The organism is Paraburkholderia sp. GAS32 (assembly GCF_050434225.1).
Classification (GTDB): Bacteria; Pseudomonadota; Gammaproteobacteria; order Burkholderiales; family Burkholderiaceae; genus Paraburkholderia; species Paraburkholderia madseniana.
Genome location: NZ_JBNPVS010000001.1, coordinates 186,711 through 209,217, shown reverse-complemented (window position 1 = coordinate 209,217; position 22,507 = coordinate 186,711). Strand labels below are relative to the sequence as shown.

20 protein-coding genes are annotated in these 22,507 nt (G+C 60.4%); 11 read left to right on the top strand and 9 right to left on the bottom strand.

Annotated elements, in window-relative coordinates:
• The first annotated feature begins 290 nt into the window (after positions 1 to 290).
• Together P3T25_RS00940 and P3T25_RS00935 are read left to right on the top strand one after the other, a co-directional pair.
• On the top strand, positions 291 to 1,622 hold the full coding sequence (locus P3T25_RS00940) for a hypothetical protein (protein ID WP_429357250.1): 1,332 nt from the start codon (positions 291 to 293) through the stop codon (positions 1,620 to 1,622).
• 363 nt (positions 1,623 to 1,985) lie between these two features.
• Complete coding sequence (locus P3T25_RS00935; protein ID WP_429357249.1) at positions 1,986 to 3,377, top strand: DUF3300 domain-containing protein; 1,392 nt, start codon at positions 1,986 to 1,988, stop codon at positions 3,375 to 3,377.
• A gap of 5 nt (positions 3,378 to 3,382) precedes the next feature.
• Here the strand turns inward: P3T25_RS00935 and P3T25_RS00930 are convergent, their stop codons facing one another.
• Complete coding sequence (locus P3T25_RS00930) at positions 3,383 to 3,880, bottom strand: class I SAM-dependent methyltransferase (RefSeq protein ID WP_166618157.1); 498 nt, start codon at positions 3,878 to 3,880, stop codon at positions 3,383 to 3,385.
• Positions 3,881 to 4,388: 508 nt separating this feature from the next.
• Here P3T25_RS00930 and P3T25_RS00925 point away from each other — a divergent pair.
• Positions 4,389 to 5,576 carry a TIGR03118 family protein gene (locus P3T25_RS00925; RefSeq protein ID WP_154559224.1) on the top strand — a complete coding sequence of 396 codons (1,188 nt, stop codon included), beginning with the start codon at positions 4,389 to 4,391 and terminating at the stop codon, positions 5,574 to 5,576.
• A 380-nt stretch (positions 5,577 to 5,956) separates the two neighbouring features.
• On the opposite strand, the gene P3T25_RS00920 is transcribed toward P3T25_RS00925, so the two are convergent.
• Both P3T25_RS00920 and P3T25_RS00915 read right to left on the bottom strand, forming a co-directional pair.
• Positions 5,957 to 6,274 (bottom strand): plastocyanin/azurin family copper-binding protein, encoded by a 318-nt coding sequence (locus P3T25_RS00920; RefSeq protein ID WP_372342359.1) that lies wholly within the window; start codon positions 6,272 to 6,274, stop codon positions 5,957 to 5,959.
• Positions 6,275 to 6,330: 56 nt separating this feature from the next.
• The gene (locus P3T25_RS00915; RefSeq protein ID WP_429357248.1) at positions 6,331 to 7,047 is read right to left on the bottom strand and encodes a metallophosphoesterase family protein; all 717 of its coding nucleotides are present in this window, start codon (positions 7,045 to 7,047) and stop codon (positions 6,331 to 6,333) included.
• Between the two features lie 431 nt (positions 7,048 to 7,478).
• Between P3T25_RS00915 and P3T25_RS00910 the strand changes: the two genes are divergently transcribed.
• The 3 genes from P3T25_RS00910 (at position 7,479) to P3T25_RS00900 (ending at position 10,569) form a co-directional block, all read left to right on the top strand.
• Positions 7,479 to 8,144 carry a nuclear transport factor 2 family protein gene (locus P3T25_RS00910; protein ID WP_429357247.1) on the top strand — a complete coding sequence of 222 codons (666 nt, stop codon included), beginning with the start codon at positions 7,479 to 7,481 and terminating at the stop codon, positions 8,142 to 8,144.
• Positions 8,145 to 8,622: 478 nt separating this feature from the next.
• Complete coding sequence (locus tag P3T25_RS00905) at positions 8,623 to 8,871, top strand: hypothetical protein (RefSeq protein WP_199203016.1); 249 nt, start codon at positions 8,623 to 8,625, stop codon at positions 8,869 to 8,871.
• A gap of 1,338 nt (positions 8,872 to 10,209) precedes the next feature.
• Positions 10,210 to 10,569: a DUF4148 domain-containing protein gene (locus P3T25_RS00900; protein ID WP_154559221.1), complete on the top strand. Its 360-nt coding sequence runs from the start codon at positions 10,210 to 10,212 to the stop codon at positions 10,567 to 10,569.
• Between the two features lie 135 nt (positions 10,570 to 10,704).
• Here P3T25_RS00900 and P3T25_RS00895 read toward each other — a convergent pair whose 3' ends face one another.
• The 4 genes from P3T25_RS00895 to P3T25_RS00880 all read right to left on the bottom strand — a co-directional run bounded on the left by P3T25_RS00895 (position 10,705) and on the right by P3T25_RS00880 (position 15,449).
• Entirely contained in the window at positions 10,705 to 11,874 is a 1,170-nt protein-coding gene (locus tag P3T25_RS00895; RefSeq protein ID WP_154559131.1) for a porin, read from the bottom strand.
• A 624-nt stretch (positions 11,875 to 12,498) separates the two neighbouring features.
• Positions 12,499 to 13,812 (bottom strand): SUMF1/EgtB/PvdO family nonheme iron enzyme, encoded by a 1,314-nt coding sequence (locus tag P3T25_RS00890; protein WP_154559130.1) that lies wholly within the window; start codon positions 13,810 to 13,812, stop codon positions 12,499 to 12,501.
• A gap of 131 nt (positions 13,813 to 13,943) precedes the next feature.
• Positions 13,944 to 14,600: a helix-turn-helix domain-containing protein gene (locus P3T25_RS00885; RefSeq protein WP_154559129.1), complete on the bottom strand. Its 657-nt coding sequence runs from the start codon at positions 14,598 to 14,600 to the stop codon at positions 13,944 to 13,946.
• 381 nt (positions 14,601 to 14,981) lie between these two features.
• Positions 14,982 to 15,449 (bottom strand): universal stress protein, encoded by a 468-nt coding sequence (locus P3T25_RS00880; protein WP_154559128.1) that lies wholly within the window; start codon positions 15,447 to 15,449, stop codon positions 14,982 to 14,984.
• Positions 15,450 to 15,739: 290 nt separating this feature from the next.
• Between P3T25_RS00880 and P3T25_RS00875 the strand changes: the two genes are divergently transcribed.
• Entirely contained in the window at positions 15,740 to 16,429 is a 690-nt protein-coding gene (locus P3T25_RS00875) for a FadR/GntR family transcriptional regulator (protein WP_054040669.1), read from the top strand.
• A 195-nt stretch (positions 16,430 to 16,624) separates the two neighbouring features.
• Here the strand turns inward: P3T25_RS00875 and P3T25_RS00870 are convergent, their stop codons facing one another.
• Positions 16,625 to 17,218, bottom strand: coding sequence for an acyl-homoserine-lactone synthase (locus tag P3T25_RS00870; RefSeq protein WP_093637295.1), 594 nt, complete (start codon positions 17,216 to 17,218; stop codon positions 16,625 to 16,627).
• A gap of 154 nt (positions 17,219 to 17,372) precedes the next feature.
• On the opposite strand from P3T25_RS00870, the gene P3T25_RS00865 reads away from it, so the two are divergent.
• Positions 17,373 to 17,690, top strand: coding sequence for an XRE family transcriptional regulator (locus P3T25_RS00865; protein WP_154559127.1), 318 nt, complete (start codon positions 17,373 to 17,375; stop codon positions 17,688 to 17,690).
• Here P3T25_RS00865 and P3T25_RS00860 read toward each other — a convergent pair.
• Positions 17,674 to 18,378, bottom strand: a complete 705-nt coding sequence (locus tag P3T25_RS00860; RefSeq protein WP_154559220.1) for a helix-turn-helix transcriptional regulator — start codon at positions 18,376 to 18,378, stop codon at positions 17,674 to 17,676. The genes P3T25_RS00865 and P3T25_RS00860 overlap by 17 nt on opposite strands.
• 572 nt (positions 18,379 to 18,950) lie before the next feature.
• Between P3T25_RS00860 and P3T25_RS00855 the strand changes: the two genes are divergently transcribed.
• The 3 genes from P3T25_RS00855 to P3T25_RS00845 all read left to right on the top strand — a co-directional run bounded on the left by P3T25_RS00855 (position 18,951) and on the right by P3T25_RS00845 (position 22,399).
• Entirely contained in the window at positions 18,951 to 19,892 is a 942-nt protein-coding gene (locus tag P3T25_RS00855) for a dihydrodipicolinate synthase family protein (protein ID WP_154559126.1), read from the top strand.
• A gap of 107 nt (positions 19,893 to 19,999) precedes the next feature.
• Positions 20,000 to 20,944: an SMP-30/gluconolactonase/LRE family protein gene (locus tag P3T25_RS00850; protein WP_154559125.1), complete on the top strand. Its 945-nt coding sequence runs from the start codon at positions 20,000 to 20,002 to the stop codon at positions 20,942 to 20,944.
• 285 nt (positions 20,945 to 21,229) lie between these two features.
• On the top strand, positions 21,230 to 22,399 hold the full coding sequence (locus P3T25_RS00845) for an extracellular solute-binding protein (protein ID WP_154559124.1): 1,170 nt from the start codon (positions 21,230 to 21,232) through the stop codon (positions 22,397 to 22,399).
• Positions 22,400 to 22,507: the final 108 nt, after the last annotated feature.

Here is a 22,507-nt window from a genome sequence, read left to right as displayed (position 1 = left end):
TCCACCTTCAAGTCACCAGGACGTCTCAGATTTACCGATTCACCGGCTCGTTCAGCACATCCATAGGCGATAGAAGACGGGGAGCAGCAATGTTGCGACAAGTTTTCTATCATGAGCCAGTGCGCTATGAAAACGTTGCTACCCACGCGGTCGACAGATCGGACCATCGGACGGGCGACCCGATGCGGTGTTGGCAGGTTTTTCATGCCTAACCTCAATGTTGGCGACTAGACGGCGCGGATGATCGTAGTGGCCGGAGCCGGTCCGCCATGCATGGCAAGGGAGTCGAGATGTCTCACGAACTCTACATCCAGGCTCTTAGCGCGATGTTTCTGTTCTGGAATGGGGCGCGCATCCTGACGTACCTTCCGACCATCGGAAAACTCCTCGCGAGGGAAGCAGACGTGCGCAGCCACAGTCTGCTCAGTTGGGCGAGCTGGGCTCTCAGCAATGGCACGTTCGCACTTATGCTCCTCGAAATGAGCCGGGGAATTCCGAATGGAATGTTCTGGATGAATCTGGCCAACACGCTGATGTGCGTGATCGTTTCGCTCATCATCCTCTTCAGGAGGTTCCCTCGGCTGCACACAAGTGTGAGCAAAGTCTATCGACAGATCAGACGAAATGAATCGAAGGCCGGCGCCGTGCCCGGACGGCCGGGGTTGCTGCATCTGGGTGCAGGAAGCCCGGCTGTGTACGCCAATCTTGCCGTTGATCCAGTACCGGCCGCACCGCCTACGCGTTTCGGACGCACCGGGTTTTGGGTTGCGTCGGCAAGCGCATTGGCTGTCGGCGTCGTGGGTGCCGTCACCTATGATGTCTGGCCCAACCATGATCAGAGCGCCCACGTCGAATCGAAGGCGAGCACACAGCAGGTGCTCGGGATAACCCGACCGGCATCGCCGACGCAACAAGTGTCTTCGTCCGGTCCGGTCAAGCCATCAACCGCAACTCCTGCTCGCGCAACCGCAATCGCCCGTACCGCACTCGCCCCGCCTACGCCTTCCACTTCGTTCGAACGCCGCGCGGCACCTTCCCGGGCTTCTGCTGCACCGCGGCCAGCTACAGGGCGGCCTGGCAAAGCGGGCAACGGCGTGCCCCAAAATCGTGGGAATTGGGCGTCGCACTTTATGGCAAGCGTGCGGCAGGCGCTCGGCATCACCCGATCGACACCGCCAAGGCGACAGACGTCTTCGACCGGTCGTGGCGCGCCATCATCGTCGGCTTCTTCTCGCGGAACCGCCGTTTCCCGTGCTGAGATCGCCCGGCACGTACCTTCCGCTCCGTTCGATCGCGGCGCTGTGCCTTCCCGGGATTTCGCTGCACCGCAGTTTGCTACGGGGCGGCCCGGTCGTGCGGGCGATTTCGCCACGCAGGATCGCCTCCGTTCGGCGCAGTACGTTCCAGTATATGAAGCGCCGCCAACCGTCGTCTTTGAAGCGGCTCCCGTCGTATACGAGCGCGCCCCAGTCGTGTATCAGGAGCCTCCCATCGTGTACGCGCAAGTGCCCGTTGCCTACGGCCACGGATATGAGGCCGAGTACAGGGACCGCCGGCAATGGCACGACAATGGCTGGCACAAGGGCTGGAAACATCGTCAGCATGAGGAGGACGGCGATTAATGCCTGCCACCCAGCAAACCGCCTCCGCATACCCTGGCTGGTCCCTTCAACTGGTCGTAGCTAGGCGCACATCTCTCGTTTCGACCCCCGGCGCGCAGGGCGCCGCAGGCCGGGCGTCACTCACGATTCGGTCCGACCTCGAGCTTTCGACGTTGCGCGCCGCGCATCCCAACATCCCAATGTAATCGCCCTGACGATGGCGCAATCCCCGCGTTGGAACCCGATCGCGCGCAGCGCTGGAGGCGGCGCTGGAATTTGCCACCCGTCCCGATCGTTCTCTCCGTGGAGCTGTAACAGCGGTAACGATTTCGATCGGCCAGCAGCCCCGCGTTCGCGAATTTGCACGTTCGAACGGAGTCAAAAGTGCAACAGACCAGCGATGTCTGGTTCGAGGGCGATCCGCAGCCGATCTGCGTGGATCGCACCTTGCGAGGAGGTAAGATGAAGTCGACCATGTTCCGGATTCTCGCCGGGACGCTGGCAAGCCTGATCCTCGGAGCGTCATCGGGCGTGCATGGTGAGGGCGAGGTCCAGCCGGCGCCGCAGGTCGTCGCGCCGTTGACGGCAGAGAAGCTCGATCAAATGCTCGCGCCGATCGCGCTCTATCCTGATCCGCTGGTCGCCCAGATCCTGATGGCGGCGACCTATCCACTGGAAGTCGTCGAAGCCGATCGCTGGGTTCAGCAGCCGGGCAACTCGGCGCTCCAGGGTGGGCAGTTGACTGACGCGCTCGAGCAGCAGCCCTGGGATCCGAGTGTGAAGTCGCTCGTGCCATTTCCGCAGGTGCTGAAAATGCTCGATGACAACCTCGAGTGGACCGAGCGCATTGGCGACGCCTTTCTGGCCAGCCAGCCGGTGGTCATGGATTCGATCCAGCGCCTTCGCCAGCGTGCGCAGGCGGCAGGCACGCTGCAGTCGATACCGGAGGAGGCGGTCAACCAGGTCGGGCAGGACATCACGATCCAGCCCGCCCGCGCGGACACCGTCTACGTTCCGGTCTACAACCCGACGGTTGCCTATGGCGCCTGGCCTTATCCCGCTTATCCGCCCGACTATTTCCCAAATGACTTCTACGACGCGGTGCCCGGTCCGTTCGGCTTCGGCTGGGTGAGCGTAGCCATAGTCGTCCCGCTGTGGGGTTGGGAGCATTGTGACTGGCATCGGCACCACATCGACCTCGACCGCGACCGCTTCGCCGACCTGGACCGCCACCATAGGCCGTCGGGAGTCGAGTGGACGCACGATCCGTGGCATCGGCGCGGCGTTCCGTACCGCGACCCGGTCGTGCAGAGCCGGTTTGCGTCGAACGCCGCGTCGCCGGATGCGCGCCCGGCCTCGCGCGGAAATCCGGCAGCGTTGGCCGTTCCTTCATCGCGCACCGTGCCGGCCGTCGCGGGGATGCCGGGGAGCGCGCATCCGCAGGCGGCTCCGGTGCCAGCGCCGCAGGGTCCTCATGCGCAGACGCCTCAGGTATGGACGGCGCCCCGCGCACAGGTACCTCACCCACCGCAGGTGCCCCACGTACAGGCGCCTCAAGTACAGCGGGCGCCTCCAGCGCAGATGCCGCACCCGATGCCGCGGCCAACCGCTGTGGTGATGCTACACGTCGCGCCAGGCTTAGTACCGTCCGGTCGCGGCCTTGGCATGCAGGCGCCAGCCATGCCCGGACGCGTCAGCGGCATGCCAGCGCCCGTATTCCGTCCTGCGGGCGGGGTGGCGCGGCCGGCGACGTCGGACGGCGCCAGGACACGCTGAAGAGATCAGGCCGACGCGCCAAGCTCCGCCGCGTCGCTACCTTGCCAGTTGGTCTTGCTGCTCAGATGCCAGACGTTCGCTGGTGGCGCATTCAGCCAGACTGTTTTGATGCGGTGCCAACACAACCCTACAGGGGCAGTAAACGGGACTCTCGGTTGATACGTGAACTGCACAAGACGTCGAGCCCGGTCCGCGTAAAGGAGTTCAGCGAATGCGGCAACCGTGGGTTCGACGACATCAGACGAAAGCGAACGAAACGGCAGTCCGGACACAATAATAGTTTTCGCTGGCAGGTCTTGAAGGACCGAAGCGTTCGCATGGAATGCGCCGCCGACCACATGCGCCTGTGGAAATCGCCCTCTCAGTTCGGTGGCCAATTGATCTCCGAGTTCGAATACGATCAGCCGCGCTGACGGGTGCCGACGCACGAGAGAGTCCGTCACAACTCCGGTGCCGGCCCCCACCTCGACGATCGCCTCGAAAGCCTCAACGCCGTCAGCCATGGCATCGGCGAGACAACGCGACGAGGGAGCCACTGCGCCTACGGTTGCAGGGCCTCTTAACCATTGCTTGAAAAAATTTAGGCTCATGCGAGGAAAGAACACGACGTCGGACGGTCTACAAATGTACCCCAGTCGTGATGCAATTGCGGAAACCGCCTCAAGAATATCAGGTAGTAGTTGACGCGAAACCGACTGAATCGTTACGAATTTGCCATGAGTACCTTTTTATTCTGAGGCTGACCGCAAAGGACGAATGCTCGTTCAGTGGGCTTCGAAATATTCCGCCCGATGTCGCGTGGGAAGCCGCTTTCTGGCGCGCCGTGCTTCCGCAGCCCATCGTGATCTTGTTGAGCCAGCCGCTGTTAACTCAGTCGCGCCATACGACCGGGTGGCAAGTGGAATTATTTTTGAAGTACAGCGGGAATATTTGAAGGACCGCGGTCGTTTAGCCTCCTCAGGCGCCAACTCGCGGAGCAATTTCTTACCAGTCAGGCTGAGGAGGGTAGTCATGTCACAGGTTTCTTGGGGGCTCAAAGCGGCGGCCGTGATCGTCCTCGCCGCCGGTTTCACAATCGGGCATGCCGCTGACGATGATGCTTACGTCGTCACACCACTCGTGTCCAACCTGGCAGGCGCTGCCCCGAAGGTCGACGGGGTACTACAGAACGCCTGGGGTATTGCCTTTAGTCCGGCAGCAAGTCCATTCTGGATCAACGACAATGCCACAGGCTGCTCCACGCTGTATGACGGCGAGGGGACAAAGGTGGCGCTGCAGGTCTCCATCCCGCTGCCAGGCAATGTCATACCGGCCGGCGCCTGTCATCCCGTCTTTCCCAACAATCCACCGAATCCCACGCCTGCGGCGCCGACCGGAATCGTGTGGAATCCCTCATCGGCGTTTCTCGTGCCAGGTACCTCGATCCAGGCCGCATTCATCTTCGCGACCGAGGATGGCACGATTTCCGCTTGGGCCGGTGGGTTGAATCCGCCGACCAACGCCGTGATCGCGGCCGATAACTCGTCCTTTCCGTCCGCCGCCAGCGGGGCCGTCTACAAGGGTCTCGTCTTCGGCGTAAACGCAAAAGGAGGTTTCCTGTTCGCCACGAACTTCCGCTCGGGTCGGATCGACGTATTCGGGCCGAACGGTACGAACGGCTTGTTCACGTCCGTGACGACGGACGGCGGCTTCACCGACCCGGACATCCCGGCCGGCTACGCGCCGTTTGGTATCGCGAACATCGATGGCGACCTTTTTGTCACCTATGCGCAGCAGAACGATCAGAAGCACGACGATGTTGCAGGCAGAGGTCATGGATTCGTCGATGTATTCGATACAGACGGCCACCTGCTGCACCGCTTCGCCAGCCGGGGGGCGCTCAATTCGCCCTGGGGCATCACGCGCGCATCGTTTGCATTCGGCCGCTTCAGCGGCAAGATCCTGATTGGCAACTTCGGCGACGGCCGAATCAATGTCTTCAACGATGACGGCACGTTCGTCGATCAGTTGGAGAATCCGTTCGGCAATCCAGTGGCTATCGACGGGTTGTGGTCTCTGACACTCGGTGGCGGCCGCAACTCGAGCTCGGACACGCTGTACTTCTCGGCAGGTCCTAACAAAGAGACCAATGGACTGTTCGGTACCATCGCTCCATTGAGCGTCTCCAAGTCGCGAGGATCCGATCAGCACAGGCAATAGCCGGCAGTCGCGCGTGGCTCCCTGCGCAGCTTCCTGGCGATCGACACGCAGTTGTTCGAATGCAGGTCTACGCCACAATAGTTCATGTCGACCTCCGTCGGGTCAGAGTGCGTTTCGCAAACTGACTTTAACCTCGTCGCTTCACCGCGACGAGGAGGCCGGCTGGCACTGTCACGTTGCTGAGATGGTCGAGTTAGATCGCGTGATGAAGAATGAAGAATCGCTTTAAATTTAACGTGACAGCGCCACGGCCGAAGCTGCATTATCCGCACAACAAGCGGCACGACGGCATCGTAGTGATTGATTTCGCGGTCGACGCGCTGTACGTCAATGCTCCAGATATGCATGGCGTTACTCGGCTCAGACCACAGTAGCTCGAGTCATTGAACCGTGATCGTTTCCTTCATGTCGGGGTGGTCCCCACAATAGACCTTGTAGATCCCGGGCTTGTCGAACTTGTACGAAAACGTGTCGTCTTGATCGAGGTCATACGAATGAAAGAGGCCCACGTCAAAGGCGCCTACGTCGTGGACTATCGTGTGCGGCTCCGCATCGAGATTCATCCACGTGATCGTCGTGCCGGCCTTGATCGTGTCGGACGAGGGCGAAAACATCAAATTCTTTATCGTCACGAGAGAGTCGCTCGCGCTTTGTGCGGACGCCGTGACTGTAGCTCCGGACGCTACCAGGCAGAACACGACCGCAAATACGGATTTCGGTAACGAATGATTTTTCACAATGATCTCCTCGAAGCTTATGCAGTTGCTGAATCGTGAGGCGGGGCGACACCGGGATGGCCGGCGAACGAGACGGTCGTCACGCCAGGCATTCTTGGCGACTGGTCGCGCGCAACCGTCAGCGGTACCGGGCCTGGGCCATTCCCGGCGGTAGGTTGAGGAAAGGCAGTGGAGCGAGCCGTATGGAAGGTGATATTGCCTTTACCTTGGAGAGATGCATGACGTTGACGATTGATGAAATGAACACCGTCATGGTCGAAGCTGTAATAGCCACTGTTATCCGAGGCCTTGCCAAAGCGGCAGAAATATTCCGCGCTGGAATCATCCGTTGCGTCGTGATCGCCCGGGACGGTATGAAGTTCCGGGACCGGTAATTCGAACAGGAGTTGGGATGCGAGGTCGAACTCCTGAGCTTTCGAGAGGCGGGTGATATCGCCTGTATGAATGGCCAGAGCAGGTTTCGTGGGCATGCTCTTGACGAGATCGATGGTCTGCTTGAGTGCTCCCGACACATCAGGGTTGGCTTCATTGTTGAACCCGATGTGTGTGTCGCTGATCTGCAGGAACAACGGTTTGCCTATGTCCACGGACTGTCCGTTCTTTTCCTGCGCTATGGCCAGGTCGATGGGCGTGAGCACGCCGCCGGAAAGCGTGAACAGTGTTCCGAGTCCGCCATAGGCCATGCACCTCAAGGCCCTGCGACGTGAAGGATCGGATGGGTTCTGTGACGACATGAGATTCTCGCAAGCGAATCAGCAAGCTGAGCGGCCGGATCGCCTGGGAAGAAACGGGCGCCTTCAGTAGGGAGTACCTGCCCGATTGGAGATTTATTCCCACTACCTGAGCTCGCCAGGCTTGCGAAGTCGCGAATGTCTGCGGGCTTCCCGGTGTCGGGAGACCGTAGCCGGGTGTCGATTGGCTACAAGCCGCCAATGCAGAAAGCTGACGAGGCGACAGTAAAAGAGGAACAGGTCTGAAAAAGGGGATATTCGCGGCGCAGCAGCGTGGGGCGGCCTGACGGCGTGAACGATGGACACCGTCAATGCAGGAACTCGCCCTCTACGTATCGAACGGATTCCGAATCGACACGATGTAGCAAGGTAGTTGAGAATGTACGCATCGAGACGGCTGGAGAGGAGAGGTTGTCACACATTCCCTATCCTCAATGGTTGCGGCCGGCGCAGATGGTATGGCGACGCGGTTGCAATGCCGCAAGCGATTCGGCGCGGGAGCGCCGATGCGCCGGCAAGATCCGTCTCGTCGCCGCCACCTGCGGATGCTAAAGTCCTTGCAGCCGCCGGCTTTCAACGAAAAGAAGGGGATCGTCATGCCGAACAGAACCTCCTTGCTCCAGCGCGCGGCAGCCACCGCTGCTTTCTTTGTGCTGATCGCAAGCCATGTGGCCCGCGCCGAAGATAGCGTCGCGCCGGCTCATCCGGCCGCTCGCGATATTGCCCAGGAAGAGCGCAACCGCGCGCTAGTCGTGAACTTCTACGATGCGGTGTTTAACCGGCACGATCTCAGGACTGCTAGCACCGTGCTCGCACCGAATTACATTCAGCACAATCCGCATGTGCCCACCGGGTCCGCGTCGTTCATCAGCTTCTTTACCGAATACTTCAAGCATGCCCCCGATGCCCGTTCGGCCATCGTGCGCAGTGCGACCGACGGCGATCTCGTCTTTCTGCATGTTCACTCGACCAGCAACCCGCAAGACCGCGGCAACGCCATCGTGGATATCTTCCGCGTCGAGCACGGCAAGGTCGCCGAGCACTGGGATGTGATTCAACCCGTGCCCGAGCAGTCGGCCAACGACAACACGATGTTCTAGTCGATCCGGCGAAACACGCTGTCTGCCGCGGGCCTCTCCTCGCGCCAGACAGCGCGCCGCGGTTTAGTCGAGGCTGCCGAACACCGCTGTCAATCGAACTAAAGATGCAACCCCCTCGGTGGCCGAAAGCCACACCAATCAACGAACTGGTCGCATTGGCTCAATTGATCGCACTTCGGTTCCCCTTGATCTCACTGTTGCACTTGAAACGACGCACCTTTATTCCCGCCATTCGACTGTCCGTCCAACGGGAAGCCGCATCCGGACCGGTTTGGCTCTGATCAAGAAAACTCGCAAAAACTCGGGCGAGTTGTACAGGCGCGCCCGAAATCGCGGCATGCCGCCACGTTCGAGGCTCGGGAATAAAGCGGACGCTGGCGTGGTTAGCTCAGTGTACGCAGCACGATCTGCAGGTCGCAGGGTTCCGCTACCGATAGCTGATCGTCGTGAGCTGCGGCAGAAATGGAAGGAGGCGAACATGAACATCGCCGAGAAGTCCCTGCGGTTCCTGGTAGAAAAATGGCTTACGCCGACACCGACGACGCGGCTCCGCGTAATTCAATTCGGCCGTATTGGTTGCGAGAGGAGACGCTATGTGCGCGTCGAGGCCTTGGCCCCAAGCGGTTCGCATGCGATTTTCTTCTTTCGGCACGATGACGGCTGCTGGTGTGTATTTCCGCCTGCGATTGCACGGCCGGCATTGACGGGTCGTCGGCTTGCAGCGTAGCGGAGCTGCGGTGCCGATCATCAGCAAGCTCGGTACGTCGACGTTCGGTGGCGAGCATGCCCGCGTCGGCCCGTGCCGTGCAGGTGAGGGCGGTGCGTAGGCGTGGACCGTGTCCTTCAAACGCTTCGGCTTGCGGTCCTGCCGCCGCAGTGCCGCAGGTTCGGTCGTCGTTCGTCATGCGTCCCTCGATGGTTTGTCTGGCGGCACTGTGATCGCGGTAAGAATCACTGGGTACTTCAACTCGCGGTAGATCTAACCGTAGGACCATCGCCAGAGCGGCGATATTCGCATTCATTTTCTTCAGTTCGAAGCTGGAATAAATTTCGAGCGACTTCGGTATAGGCTGGGAGAGCATGCCAGCGATCGAGCAGACGGTCCGCCTGCAAATTCGCGGTGCATGAACGAAATGCGCCGATCCGGCGCGAGGTTCGAGACAGGAGAGCACCGCGATGCTCGAGAGCAGGTCCACCCGCACAGCGATACGCAAAGGCGACCCCGTATTCAAGCCAAACACACGTCCACCGCCATTTAATACCGGTGACATGATTCCGCAAAGCGAAGTGCCTGAACACATCAGTATCGATCGCGGCCCGCTAATGCCAAACCAAACTTCATAAACGTAGTTAGACGGGCTCCGTAAAGTCGATGAACAGCGTTCTGACGGGCGCCACGTCGGATTCGCCGCAACATGTAAGTCATTCGAAACCCAAGTTGTTCGTCGCGCCGATGCGCTCCCTGTCCAGTACTCGTGTATGCCTGAGGTCGATGATGAAATCGCTGCTGAGTCACCATGAGATCGCCATTCTGTTTCTACTGCTCGATGCGCCCAACCAGGTCGCACCTGGTGATCCAGATGCGATCGCTCTTCAAGAAGCGAGGCTCGTCGAAATTGTACCTACGGCTTTCGACGATGGCAGATTTCGGGTAACGCCAGCTGGGGCGGAACTACTCCGTCGTCTTCGCATGACAGCGGATTGAAGTACAAATTGGTTCGAGCCGCAATCGGCGACCGCGCACGGGTCGTAGCCGCCGATCGTCGCGGTGATAGCGAGTGCTGGTTCCCAGCGAGAGGGCGTGCGTCGCTACCGGCCTCCGTGTCCTTACGGGCTTTGCGCACCGTCGTTTATTGCACTGAAAACGAGTGGCCCCCGATTTCAGCGGCCTCGAGTTGCTAATCGGGAATAAAACGGACTTTGTCGTGGTTTAACCAGTACACGCCGGACGGTTGACAAGGATCAAGGAGATCCATGCAACTCGTGCGACGGGACGTTCCAAAAGTGGAAACTTGCCGTATTGTATTTTGGAATGCTAAGTAAACTGTGAATTGGAGCCGCCATGATGAAAGCACTCATTCCCGCCGTCGTTCTCGCTTCGGCTTTGGCCGCGCCGGTCGTATCGTTTGCCCAGCAATCGAACGCGCCTGTGACGCGTGCGCAAGTGCGCGCCGAGCTTGTCCAGCTCGAAAAGGCAGGCTACAACCCGGCTAATGCCGACGATACCGACTATCCGGCCGACATCCAGGCCGCAGAGGCTCGCGTGGCGGCACAAAATGCGAAAAATGCGACCGCACAGGTCCCCGTAGCTGACACCGGTGGACTGGGTGGAGTGGTCAGCGGTTCGTCGGCATCCGGTGCCCCCGCAGCCGCCCGCCCCGCAGCCCATGATGGCACGAAGCCGATTTACTTCGGCACCCATTAAACAGTCAGGTGGGACGAGCCGCTGGCGCCCCATCCGGTCGCCGAGCATCGTCCTCTGAGCGCGCAGCACCCCTGCGCGCCCCCATTCCCAGAACTGGCCCGTTTCGTTGCATGCCCGGCACATGCAACAGGTCTTCTAGAACTTGTGACGCAGGCCGAGGTTGACCATTTCCTGCCTGCTGGTGCCTGCGTATCCGTACGAGCCGATCGAGGCTTGCGCCGCCGTTGTGCCGCCTGTGCCATTGCCGGTTTCGCCGCTCGCATGCTGATAGGCGGCGGTCACATACACATCGGTGCGCTTCGAAAGGGAATAGTCAGCGCCGAGCGAGACCTGGTGATACGTCGCGGAGGTATCGCCGCTCGATTTTGTATAGCTGTAGCCCAGGCCGACCAGAAGGGCCTTGGTGGCTTGATAGTTCACGAATCCCTGACCCGTGTTGTACTTCTCGTTCGAAGCGAACACCGAAGCGCTGTCGCGGCGGTACTGCGAGTTGCTGTAGGCGGCCCCGAGCGTGAACTGCCCAAGCGTATATTGGCCTGCGACGCGGGCAATCCCGAGCGAGTGTGCGGTCTGGTATCCACTGTTGATCGGGCCATCGAACGTACCGTCCGACGTGCTGTTCCAACCCGCTGTCGGACTGCGTGGGCCCGCCGACGCTGGACTGTTCGCTGCATAGAAGTAACCGGCGGCGAGGGCGATCGGGCCATTGTTATAGGCGGCCGCCGCCGAATACGATTGCTCCGAGCCGGTGCTGCCCGCGATGCCGCCGAACGAGTACATCGCTTCAAACTGCAGACCCGACCAGACCGGCGACGTGTACTTGACCGCGTTGTTCACGCGGAAGCTGTTGTCGTAATTGTCGACGTCGCCCGCGGTTGCGAATGCGCTGCCGAAATAGTTGTCCTCGGTGATGCCCTGTACGAGATCGATCAGCGGATCGTACTGGCGGCCGAGCGTCACGGAACCCAGCGAATCGCTCGTCAAACCGACGTAGGCCTGCCGCCCGAATAGCCGGCTGCCTTGCCCCAGTTTGCCGGTGCTCGGATCGAAACCGTTTTCGAGCTGGAAGATGGCCTTCAGGCCGGCGCCAAGATCTTCCGTTCCCTTGAGGCCCCAACGTGAACCCGACAGATTGCCTGCACTACTGTTACCGAGAGCCCAGAGATTCTTGTCGCCCTGTGCGTTGTGCACGTAGGTCAGCGACGTGTCGATCGTGCCGTACAAGGTCACGCTGCTTTGCGCATGCGCGGCGCCGGCGGACGTGAGCGCGGCCAGCGAAATTATCGAAAAGGTGGTGCGTTTCATCTCATCTCCTGCGTTGGACGTCAATCCTCATGCAGAGAGACTAATCGCGTAAAACAATAATGTAAAAAGTTGAAATACAGATCGTGTCCGATATGCGACACCTGATAATTAACTATCCTTTCAATTAATGAAAAACAGAGTTGACCTTCTAAAGGAATATGTCCGAAATAGCCTGGAATTCGGCCGAATTTCGTCCCGCGAAAGCAGAAAGCATGCTTGCCGTTTACCGTATCCGTAGACAGCCGATGCCCACGCTTAACGCGGCTTCGGCAAGATTTTTTTTGTCGGAAGCGTTCGCCGAACTGGGCGGTTTGCTCACAGCCGATGCCCAGAAGATAGCGTTCCGCCCAAGCATTGCTGCCTGGGCGCTCAGCAACCGTCTGAAGAAAGCGAGCCCTTGCGGCGTACCAGGGAAGCGCTTAAGGGCTCTGGGTTATGGTCCGTCAGGGGAATCCCGAGCAACGTGTTTCCAATTGGGTACGACGGCGGCCGACGGTTTGACCGCGTAACGTTCGCGGCCAAATTTAAAGCGATAGCTGATTCTGGTTGTGAAGTTAACCGATAGATGATCTTTGTCGGATTAAAGTGATAGGTGATTTTGGGCATCAGCTTATGCTTTGTTCGTCACGCCTTCACACACCGAAAGCCCGCATACACATATTGGTAATGCGGTTGAAACCAGTTCCGGAAAGCCGGCCGCAACATGCATTGCGCGGTGCGTGCCGAACCGCCTTTGATCACGTAATGCTGCCCGTCGAAAAAGTTGGCGGAGTAGCCCGGATAAAACGGAAACGCTTCAAAGCCCGGCAGTGCGTCGAACACCGTGGAAGTCCACTCCCAGCCATTGCCGAATTGACCTTCCACACCGAACGCGCTGACGTTGTCCGGATATGCGTCGACCGGCTGCGGGTCCCAGCTACGAAAATCGAAATTTCCCGATGCGGCGTGCGGTGCGCCATGTGTGGCGCGTTGCCATTGCGCTTCGCTGGGGAGCGTCTTGCCGGCCCAGCGCGCGTAAGCGCTGGCTTCGGCGTGGCTCACGTACGCGGGCCAGTCGAGCGGTAACGGCACTTCGTCGAACATCGTGCGCAGCATCCATGCGCCGTTCTGATCGCTCCCGGTTTGCTGCGACCAGCAGGCGGGATGCTCGATATGTTCGGCTTCTTTCCAGGCCCAATCCTTGTCCGTCCACCACTTCCGTTCGCGATAGCCGCCCGCCTCGATAAACACCCGAAACGCGCCGTTCGTCACCATGTGACGGTCGATCTCGAACGCGGGCACGTCGACGCGCTTTTCGCCGAACTCGTTGTCCCAGCCGAAATGGCCACTTTCGCGCGACATGCCGAGCACCGTTGCGCCAGCCGGCACGCTGACCATCGACGACAACGCCGGCCGCGGCTCAGGACGCGTGAGCACCGGTTCCCGCAACCCGGTGACCTTCTGCGCAAGCGGCAACTGATGCAGCATGTACGCGAGCGTTTCGGCATGCATCAGCCGATGCTCGATCGCGACGTTCAGCAACTGCTCGGACGCGTCAGCATGGGCGCCCTTGCGACCGACGCGTGCGGAGTCGCTCAGCGCGTCGAGTTCGCGGTCGATCTGCTCGCGGGCGCGCAACCCGTAGGCACGCACGGCGTCGAGCGAGGGCCAGTCGCTGGGTTGATCGGTCGGAAAGCCGCCGTCGACAGGATCGATGCCGAAAGCGAAGAGCTCGTCGAGGTGCGGATCGAATGCCGGCAGATCGCACAGGCGCTGATCGAAAAGATTACGATCGAAAGCTTCCAGATGGCCGACGTAAAACACGATCCGGTGGCGCTCACGGATCGGCCGTTCGTACAGAAATTCGGGTTTGACGATAGAAAACAATGCGTCGGTAATCTGACGCGCGTCGATTAGACGCTGGACGAGCGGGTGATGCGGGGCGGGGTCGCGATTCATTTCGCCAGGTCTCCTTGCGGGGGACGGACTAAAGACTGTACCCGCTCGCAGGAGCCATGCCAAGACGAATGCGCGCTAAAAAACGGATAGCCGGGGACGTGGCGGCGCGGGCCAGGTCCTGCGCGTACGGCTTACACCTTCTGCAAGCCCTCCAGATCGACGATCCGGATGTGTTTGCCTTGTGTGTCGATCAGGCCGCGCTTTTGAAATCTTGACAGGGTGCGGCTCACGGTTTCGAGCGTCATGCCGAGGTAGCTGCCCATGTCCTCCCGTGTCATGCGCAAATTGAATTCCGCCGATGAATAGCCGCGTTGCGCGTTGCGCTCCGACACGTCGAGCAGAAATGCCGCCACGCGTTCGTCCGCCGAAAGGGAGCCGAGCACCATCATCTGGCCGGCTTCGCGGACGATCTGTTCGCCCAGCAGTTTGTGCAGGCGGTCCTGCATCGAACTGATTTCACGGCACAAGGATTTGAGGGCGGGGTAGGGAACGATACACACGGTGCTGTCTTCAAGCGCGACGGCGCTGCATGCATGTACGTCTTCGCTGATACCGTCGAGGCCGAGCGCTTCGCCGGCAAGGCGCAACCCTGTGACCTGTTCGCGGCCGTCACGGTGGGCCATGACGGTTTTCATGGAGCCGGAACGCACGGCGTAAATATTGTCGAAGCGGTCGCCGCTGCGGTACAGCGCTTCGCCGCGCTGCACGGAGCGCGCGCTGCAAATGAGCGCTTCGAGTTTCGTTAGTTCTTTGGGCGACAAGCCTTGCGGCATGCAGAGCGCCCGCATCGAACAACTCGAACAACGAGCGGCGGTGCGCGCAGTTGCCCTCACCGGCGCGGCACGACGGCCGCCACGCGCCGGCGACGGGATCGGAATGGAATCGGCAGCGCCGGCGGAGCGAGTCACAGCGTTAGGAGTAGGCATGTTCTGCAACCATTTGTCAGAGTAACAACTGATTGTCCCACCGCCCATGCCCCCCGTTTAGCGACAAAATGACGCGTTCGCGCGGTTAGGCATCTTGAGCGATGTCACGCTCGCATTGCTGCTTGTGGTTATGGACTGCTATGTATCGTGGCGAGCATGCTCTGCACTGATTTCGAAGATATAGCGCTGCGTGTGCCGCTTGATTCGGCAAGCACACGCTTTGCAATGTGCGTTGCCACGCGTTCAAGCGTCTTCACTAACCTTGCCGGCCGCAGAGGGGATCAGCAGTACCGGCAAGGTCGCCTGGCGCACGCAGCGCTCTGCGACGCTGCCGAGAATCAGGCGCTGAAAACCGCGCCGGCCATGCGTGCCCATTACCAGCAGATCGGCGTTGAAATCGGCGGCCGCTTTTAGCACGACCACCGACACGTCGTCGAGCGAGGAGGCTTCGCCCACGATGAGCTCCCCCTTGACGCCTTTCGCTGCCATGGCCTGGGCGAATTCCGCGCAGAGTTCCTTGCCCTCTTCGACGAGGCGGTTGCGCAGAATGGACGGGTCATAACCGGGCGCTTCGAAATACATCGGCGTGTTTTCGACGACGTAGAGCGGCTGCATGACAGCGCCGGTGGATTTCGCCAGCGCGAGCGCTGCTTCGAATGCGCGGCGCGAGGTGTGGCTGCCGTCGACCGCTACGAGGATGCGTGTGTACATATCGACTCCGCGTCTGAAGGATTGGGATGCCGCGGCCATTGCGCACGGCCGGGCTCATTGACGATTTATCTCCGATACCAGCGTAAATGATCGCTGAAAAAGGTGCATCCTGTCAGGATGTAAATCAAACACTTGTCAAATTTTGCGATAGCGGCGCGTCACCCGGCAATCACCGTGCAGCAGGCGTTTGCGGCATGCCTGTCAAGCCGGGGTGCCTATGTTAAATCAAGATAGGGTCAGGTTTGCCTTACAATCAGGACCTACTCAGACAAGCTGCTTCAGCACCGCTGATGAACGAGCGCAAAACGACGGGCTTGCCCGACAAGATCTACGGCGACATCCTCAATCGCATTCTTGAAGGCGAGTACAAGGAAGGCGAGCGGCTGCCTACCGAGCATGCGCTGGCCGAACGCTTTGCGACGTCGCGGCCCACTGTACGCGAGGCTTTGGCGCGCTTGCGGGCGGACGGGATCATCATGACGCGGCACGGTTCGGGCACCACGGTCGCGCGGCGGCCGGACCCGGATGTGCGGCGGTTCGCGCCGCTCGAAACGCTGTCCGACATCCGCCGCTGTTATGAATTTCGCATCGTGACCGAAGCGGGCGCGGCCGAACAGGCCGCGCTCAAGGCCGATGCGGACGACATCGCCGCGATCCAGCATGCGTGGGACCAACTGGAACGCATCATCGAGACCCGGGGCATCGGCGCGCAGGACGATTTCATGTTCCACCTGGCGGTGGCGCGCGCCTCGAAGAACCCGTTTTTCATCACGGTCATGTCGTTCATCGAAGAACAGATTCTGTTCAGCATGAATCTGTCGCGCAATCTTTCGCTCGTGAAAACGGTGGAGCGGCAGCGGCTCGTGCAGGCCGAACATATGGCCGTGCTCGAGGCGATCCGCCGTAAGGACGGCCCTGCAGCGGGGAAGGCGATGCGCGCGCATCTCGAGAATGCGCTCGAGCGGATGTTCGGTTCCTGATATCCCGCGTGTCTCCGCCGCGGGTCGCAAATACCAGGTAACCAGGTAACCGGGCTGCCGGTCTGCTTTAGCCGGGCAACCGCGACCAGCCCGCCGTGACCAGCCCGCCGTGACCAGTCCACTGCAACTAGCCCATTGCATCCGGACTGCCCGCAAACGGGTCACCGCAACCGCGGCCCCAGTGGTGCCCTGCCGTCAGGCGGCGGCAGCCATCGGCCCGAACAGGGCGGTGCGGGTCTTCGGACTGACCGCGATATCCAGCGCCACGGCCCGTTCCACGCCGATCTGCAGGGGTGACCCGAGCCGGCTGATGTCGATCCCGGTCTTGCGCAGGAGCCGTTCGATCGGCGTGGTGGTCACCGTGACATAGCGGGTGATGCCCATCCGGTCGGCGAACGTCACGAGTTCGTGAATCGCCTGCATCGTCAGGTCGGCAAAGCCGAACGACTGTTCCTCGCCGCTGGTTTCGATCGCAAACCGGCTCAGTTCCCAGATATGCCGCCCGACCGGTGCATCCGCGCCGTGGAGCAATTGCGGGAAGGTGTCCTTCAGCATGTTCGGCCCTTCCGTCGGCATCAGGCGCCAGCAGCCCCGCACGTGCCGATCGTCGCCCTGAATCAGCATGTAGTGCGGCCCGAGCGCGTCGTAGCCGTCGATTTCCATGCCCGCGATGGTCGGGATGTCCCACCCGAGCCGCCCGTGAAACACCCGGGCCCGCAGGCGGTACATCTCGTTGATGTCCGCGTTGTCGAATTCCTGCCGCATTCCAATCCGGATTGCTGTTTGCATGACGTTCTCCTGAACGTGTTGGGGTACCCAATACGCAAGAAAACTTATGCATTTTGAATCTTTCCGCCACCTACCTACCTGGATAGGTGTGCATGCTTATCGGATAACGCAGAATTCGAGATAAGCCTCAGCCCTCAACCGACGGGACACAAAAATGGAACTTCTCGAAAACCACTGGCAAGCGCAACCCTCGGTCCAAACCCGCCCGGCAGAGCCGTCATCGGCGGTGGATCGTGTTCTGATCATTGCCTACCGCAAGAAGAAGAAGGAGAGCCAGCGCCGCTTCTGGGCACGCTTTGGCGTGACGCAGTCGCGTGGCAGCCGGTTCGAATCGGGTGCCGAAATTCCGGCGCCGGTGTCGATCCTGCTGGGCCTCTACTTCACCAAAACCGTTTCCGACGCCGATCTGGGACGGGCTGAGCGGGTGCTGTACAGCCGCGACGCCGTCGCCTTGCTCAACCCGGGTCAATAAGCCCCAACTGCGTGGCGATCACGGCCGCCGCGCGCCGCGAATTCACACCGAATTTCGTCCTGATGTTCTTCATGTGGAAGTTCACAACGGCTTCCGAGCAGCTCAGGATATGGGAGATTTCCCAGGTGGATTTGCCGCGCGCGGTCCATTTCAGACATTCGCGTTCGCGCGGCGTCAGCTTGGGCAATAAAGTCTGAGTGTGCGTATTCAAATGGCGCTGACTGGTATCGATCACCAGATCGCGCAATAACACCAGATTCGGCAACGCGACGTTGATGTGACGCCAGAACGCGTCGGTCGGATTGCTGTCATTGACGAAGCACATCATGCCGGCTTCCTGGTTCGGCCCATGAATCGGCAACGTCACACCTGAGCGCAGGCCGTGCGCGCGGGCTTCCTCATACATCGACTGCTGCGGTGCGGTCGTAAAAATGTCCGGCGACCAGATCAGCGGCGCGGCGCGTGTCGCGCAATGCGAGACAGTCGGGTCGATATGGACGAGCCCCTGCTCGTCGTAGGTGCGCCGCCAGGCCGGTGCGTAGGTGCTCCGCACATAGGCGTCTTCAAGGCGAATGGTCGGGCGCGGCAGCATGGCAATCAAAAGCCTGTCGAAGCCCCATGTGTCGGCCAGGCCCGCGATCGCGCCGAACCATTCCGCTTCATCTGCGGCGTTCAGTAGCGGCGCCATTTCCTCGATAAAATGTAGCGACAATTTGGTTCTCTCAGACTCGCAAACGTCCCGTTGCGGTTAATTGCGGTACGGCGATCCGTCCGGCTGTTTTTATCTTCACAATCTATCACTAAAAATTATTTCGCAAGCCAAGGGTGATTTCTAAAGAAACGCCACCAGCGCTAGTTCTGCAACCAGGCGAACGAATTACTCCTTATATCGGATTTCTTCGACCTGATTAACATTCACGGGTCGATAAAGTGGGTAATTTTCTCGTAGTGGCCTTTTTGATGCATTTGATTTGCAACATTATTGTCAAACCACTTTGAATGACCGTGCGTGTCGAAATTCCGGACAAAACCACGCTAATTACCCAATTGACGATTTCCACCTGGCCCTTTGCCATTCTCTAACACCCGCCTGTCGCCGTCTATTGTCATACGAAAGCGACGTACCGGACTTTGCCGGCTTTGGCTTCTTCGCATCGACTTCGACTCAAGATGGCGCGATGACATCTTACTCAGGTTGTTTGACAACATTGCGAACCCGGTGCTAACTTGAACGCCCAGTCCCCGTGCGTTTGAGGCGTCATGAACGAATCCCCGATTCTCGACAGTGAGTTCGTCGCGTCGGTGATAGCTGTGCCACCGCTTGCACGCCGCGCCGACTACACGCTGGACGCCGCCGAAAATCGCGCGCTGATCCGCCACATCGAGGCTGGCGGCGTGCGCACCTTGCTGTACGGCGGCAATGCGAACCTCTATCACGTGGCCGTCAGCGAGTATCGGGACTTGCTGGATCTACTGGCCGACGCAGCGAGTGCAGGCACGCGCGTGATCCCGTCAATCGGTCCCGACTACGGGAAAATGGTCGATCAGGCCCGTATCCTTGCGCAAACCCGCTACCGTACGGCAATGGTGTTGCCGCTGAGCGGTTTTACGACGTCCGAAGGCGTGGAGGCGGGGCTCACGCGCGTCGCCGACGCGGCGGGCATGCCGCTCACCCTGTACATCAAGAGCGAAAACTACGTGGAGCTCGACACGCTCGCGCGATTGATCGAGCGCGGCACGCTGCTGGCCGTCAAATACGCGATCGTGCGCGACAATCCTGCGGATGATCCGTATCTGCGCCGACTTGTGCAAGCCGTGCCTGTGGTCAAGGTGGTGTCGGGCATGGGCGAGCGGCCTGCGCTCGTCCATCTGCGCGAGTTCGGTCTGGTCGCATGGACGACGGGTTCGGGATGCATTGCGCCGCGCATGGTCATGGCCCTGCTGCAAGCCGTCGGAACCGGTGATACCGACAAGGCGCAGCGTCTCTATGACGCGTTCCTGCCACTCGAAACCCTGCGTGACGAAATCTCGCTGATCCGCGTGCTGCACGATGCTGTCACGTTCTCGAAGATTGCCGACATGGGGCCGATCCTGCCGCTACTCAGTTCGACGCCGCCCGAACATCATGCGAAGATCGATCATGCGACGCAGGTCCTGCTCGCGTTGGAGCGTCAGTTCGCGCAGAAGCCGGCGTCGCATTGACCTCGCAGCGGCCCCGATTACAGGTGCGTGCGCGGCGCGCCGGCGTGCAGGACACAACGCGCTTCGACTCGCTTTCCCCCTCAACTTCCATCGTTCAAAGCCTACGCATGATCGACACCAGCCGACGCTATCCCGATCCCTCCATTCGCGTTCTCGATCCACGCTTCAGGTCGCTGATCCTGGCGTCTGCTTCCGTCGAGTGTCTATATCAGGGCGCGCGCTGGTCAGAAGGGCCGGTCTGGTTCGGCGACGGCCGCTATCTGCTGTGGAGCGACATCCCCAATGACCGTATCCTGCGCTGGGATGAAACTAGCGGCGCGGTGACCACGTTTCGCCAGTCGTCGAACAATGCGAACGGCCACACGCGCGACCGCCAGGGCCGCCTTGTGACCTGCGAGCACCTGACGCGGCGCGTCACGCGGACCGAGTACGACGGTTCGATTACCGTGCTCGCCGACCGTTACCTTGGCAAGCGTTTCAACTCGCCGAATGACGTGATCGTGAAGTCGGACGGTTCGATCTGGTTTAGCGATCCGACCTTCGGCATCGACAGTTTTTATGAGGGCGAGCGGCAGGAGTCGGAACTGCCCGCGTGTGTATACCGCATCGACGGCCAATCGGGCGAGGTGACCATGGTCGCCGACGACGTGCTGGGCCCGAACGGCCTCGCGTTTTCGCCGGACGAGTCTGTGCTGTACATCGTCGAATCGCGTGGCGTGCCGCGCAAGATTCGCGCGTTTGATGTCGACGCCAGCGGCGAGCGGGCAGTACTGTCGAACAACCGCGTGCTGATCGACGCCGGGCCGGGCACGCCGGACGGCTTTCGCGTCGACACACACGGCAATCTCTGGTGCGGCTGGGGCATGGGCACCGACGAACTCGACGGCGTGCGCGTCTTCACGCCGCAAGGCGAGCCGATCGGCCATATCGCGTTACCGGAGCGCTGCGCGAATGTGTGCTTCGGCGGACGCCATCGCAACCGGTTGTTCATGGCGGCGAGCCACGGCTTGTATTCGGTGTATGTGAATACGCAGGGCGTCCAGGGCGGGTGAGCGCGCAAGGCGTGCGGGCAGCCTGAGTGCGCAGTGCAAGTGCAGGTTGCTTGACAACTAGCTGCCCGACTTGCTTGTCGACTCCGGGTTTGCCCTTGGATAACGCGCGCAAACCGTTGAACCACAAGGATTCCCCGCAAAAAAAGCCAATTTTCTGGGCAAAACCCGGTGGCGAGTATTTGCTTGACATCGGCAGTTCCGCTTCGCTATGTTCCATTGGTAGAGAGACACCGCCAGCAGCGCATCTGGCCGGCGGACTTCCATACCAAGAAGCGAGGAGACGCAATGACTGTTTCAGGCAGGTTGGCGCTCAGGCTGGTGTCCGTAAGTCTCGTGGCAAGCGCCGCATTGGGAACCACCGCGCATGCGGCCGATCCGGTAACGCTAAATATCGTCGACGTAGCCGGCGACCTTCAACTCACGCAGAAGGGTTTCGAAGCCTTCAAGGCGAAGTATCCGAATCTCGTCGCCAATCTCACGTTCACCAACGCGCCCGCGCCGCAGTTGCCCGGCAAGATCAAGGCGATGCAGGCCGCTGGCCGCTCCGACATCGATCTCGTCCTGACGGGCACTGACGCACTGGCCGCCGGCATCGAACAGAATCTCTGGATGAAGCTGTTGCCGGACAATGCGGCGGCATTCCCCGGCGTGCTCGACAAATACGCGCCCGGTCCGCGCAAGATGCAGGACCTGGCACAAGGCTTCGGTCTCGAGGTCGCCTATATGCCGGCCGGTCCGTTGCTTGAATACAACCCGGCCAAAGTGACTGATCCGCCCAGAACGCCTGAGCAACTTCTGCAATGGTGCAAGGCGCATCCGGACAAGCTGATCTACGCGCGGCCGGCGAACTCCGGTCCGGGCCGCACGTTCCTGATGGGCCTGCCTTACGTGCTCGGCGACAAGGATCCGCAAGATCCGATTCACGGCTGGGACAAGACGTGGGCTTTCCTCAAGCAATTGAACGATTGCATTCCTTACTATCCCGGCGGCACATCGGCGGTGATGAAAGAACTCGGCGAGGGTACGCGCGACATGACCGTGACGGTGACCGGCTGGGACATCAACCCGCGCGCGCTCGGCATCGTGCCGGCGGAATTCCGCGTGCAGGCATTCGACAACATGACGTGGGTGAACGACGCGCACTTCATGGTGATTCCGAAGGGTGTGCCGAAGGAAAAGCTCGACGTAATCTACAAGCTGATGAACTTCATGCTCGAACCGGCGCAGCAGGCCATGACCTATGACGACGGTTATTTCTATCCCGGGCCGGCGATCAAGGGCGTGAGTGTCGAGCAGGCGCCCGCGCACAGCCAGGATGTGCTGACGAAATATGGTCGGCCCGAGTACGCGAAGCTGCTGGCCGAGCGTCCGCATGTCTTGCCGCTGAATGCGGCTGCAATGGTCGCGGCTTTCAAGAAGTGGGACAGCGACGTAGGCGCGCAGAAGACCAAGTAGCCACTGAGTGAGTCCGTGCGCGCGTTCATTCGGTCCGCAGAGGTTCGCCTGCCATGCACACAGGAAGCCGGCACGAAGCATCACGCGCCTCTGTTCGATTGAGCCTTC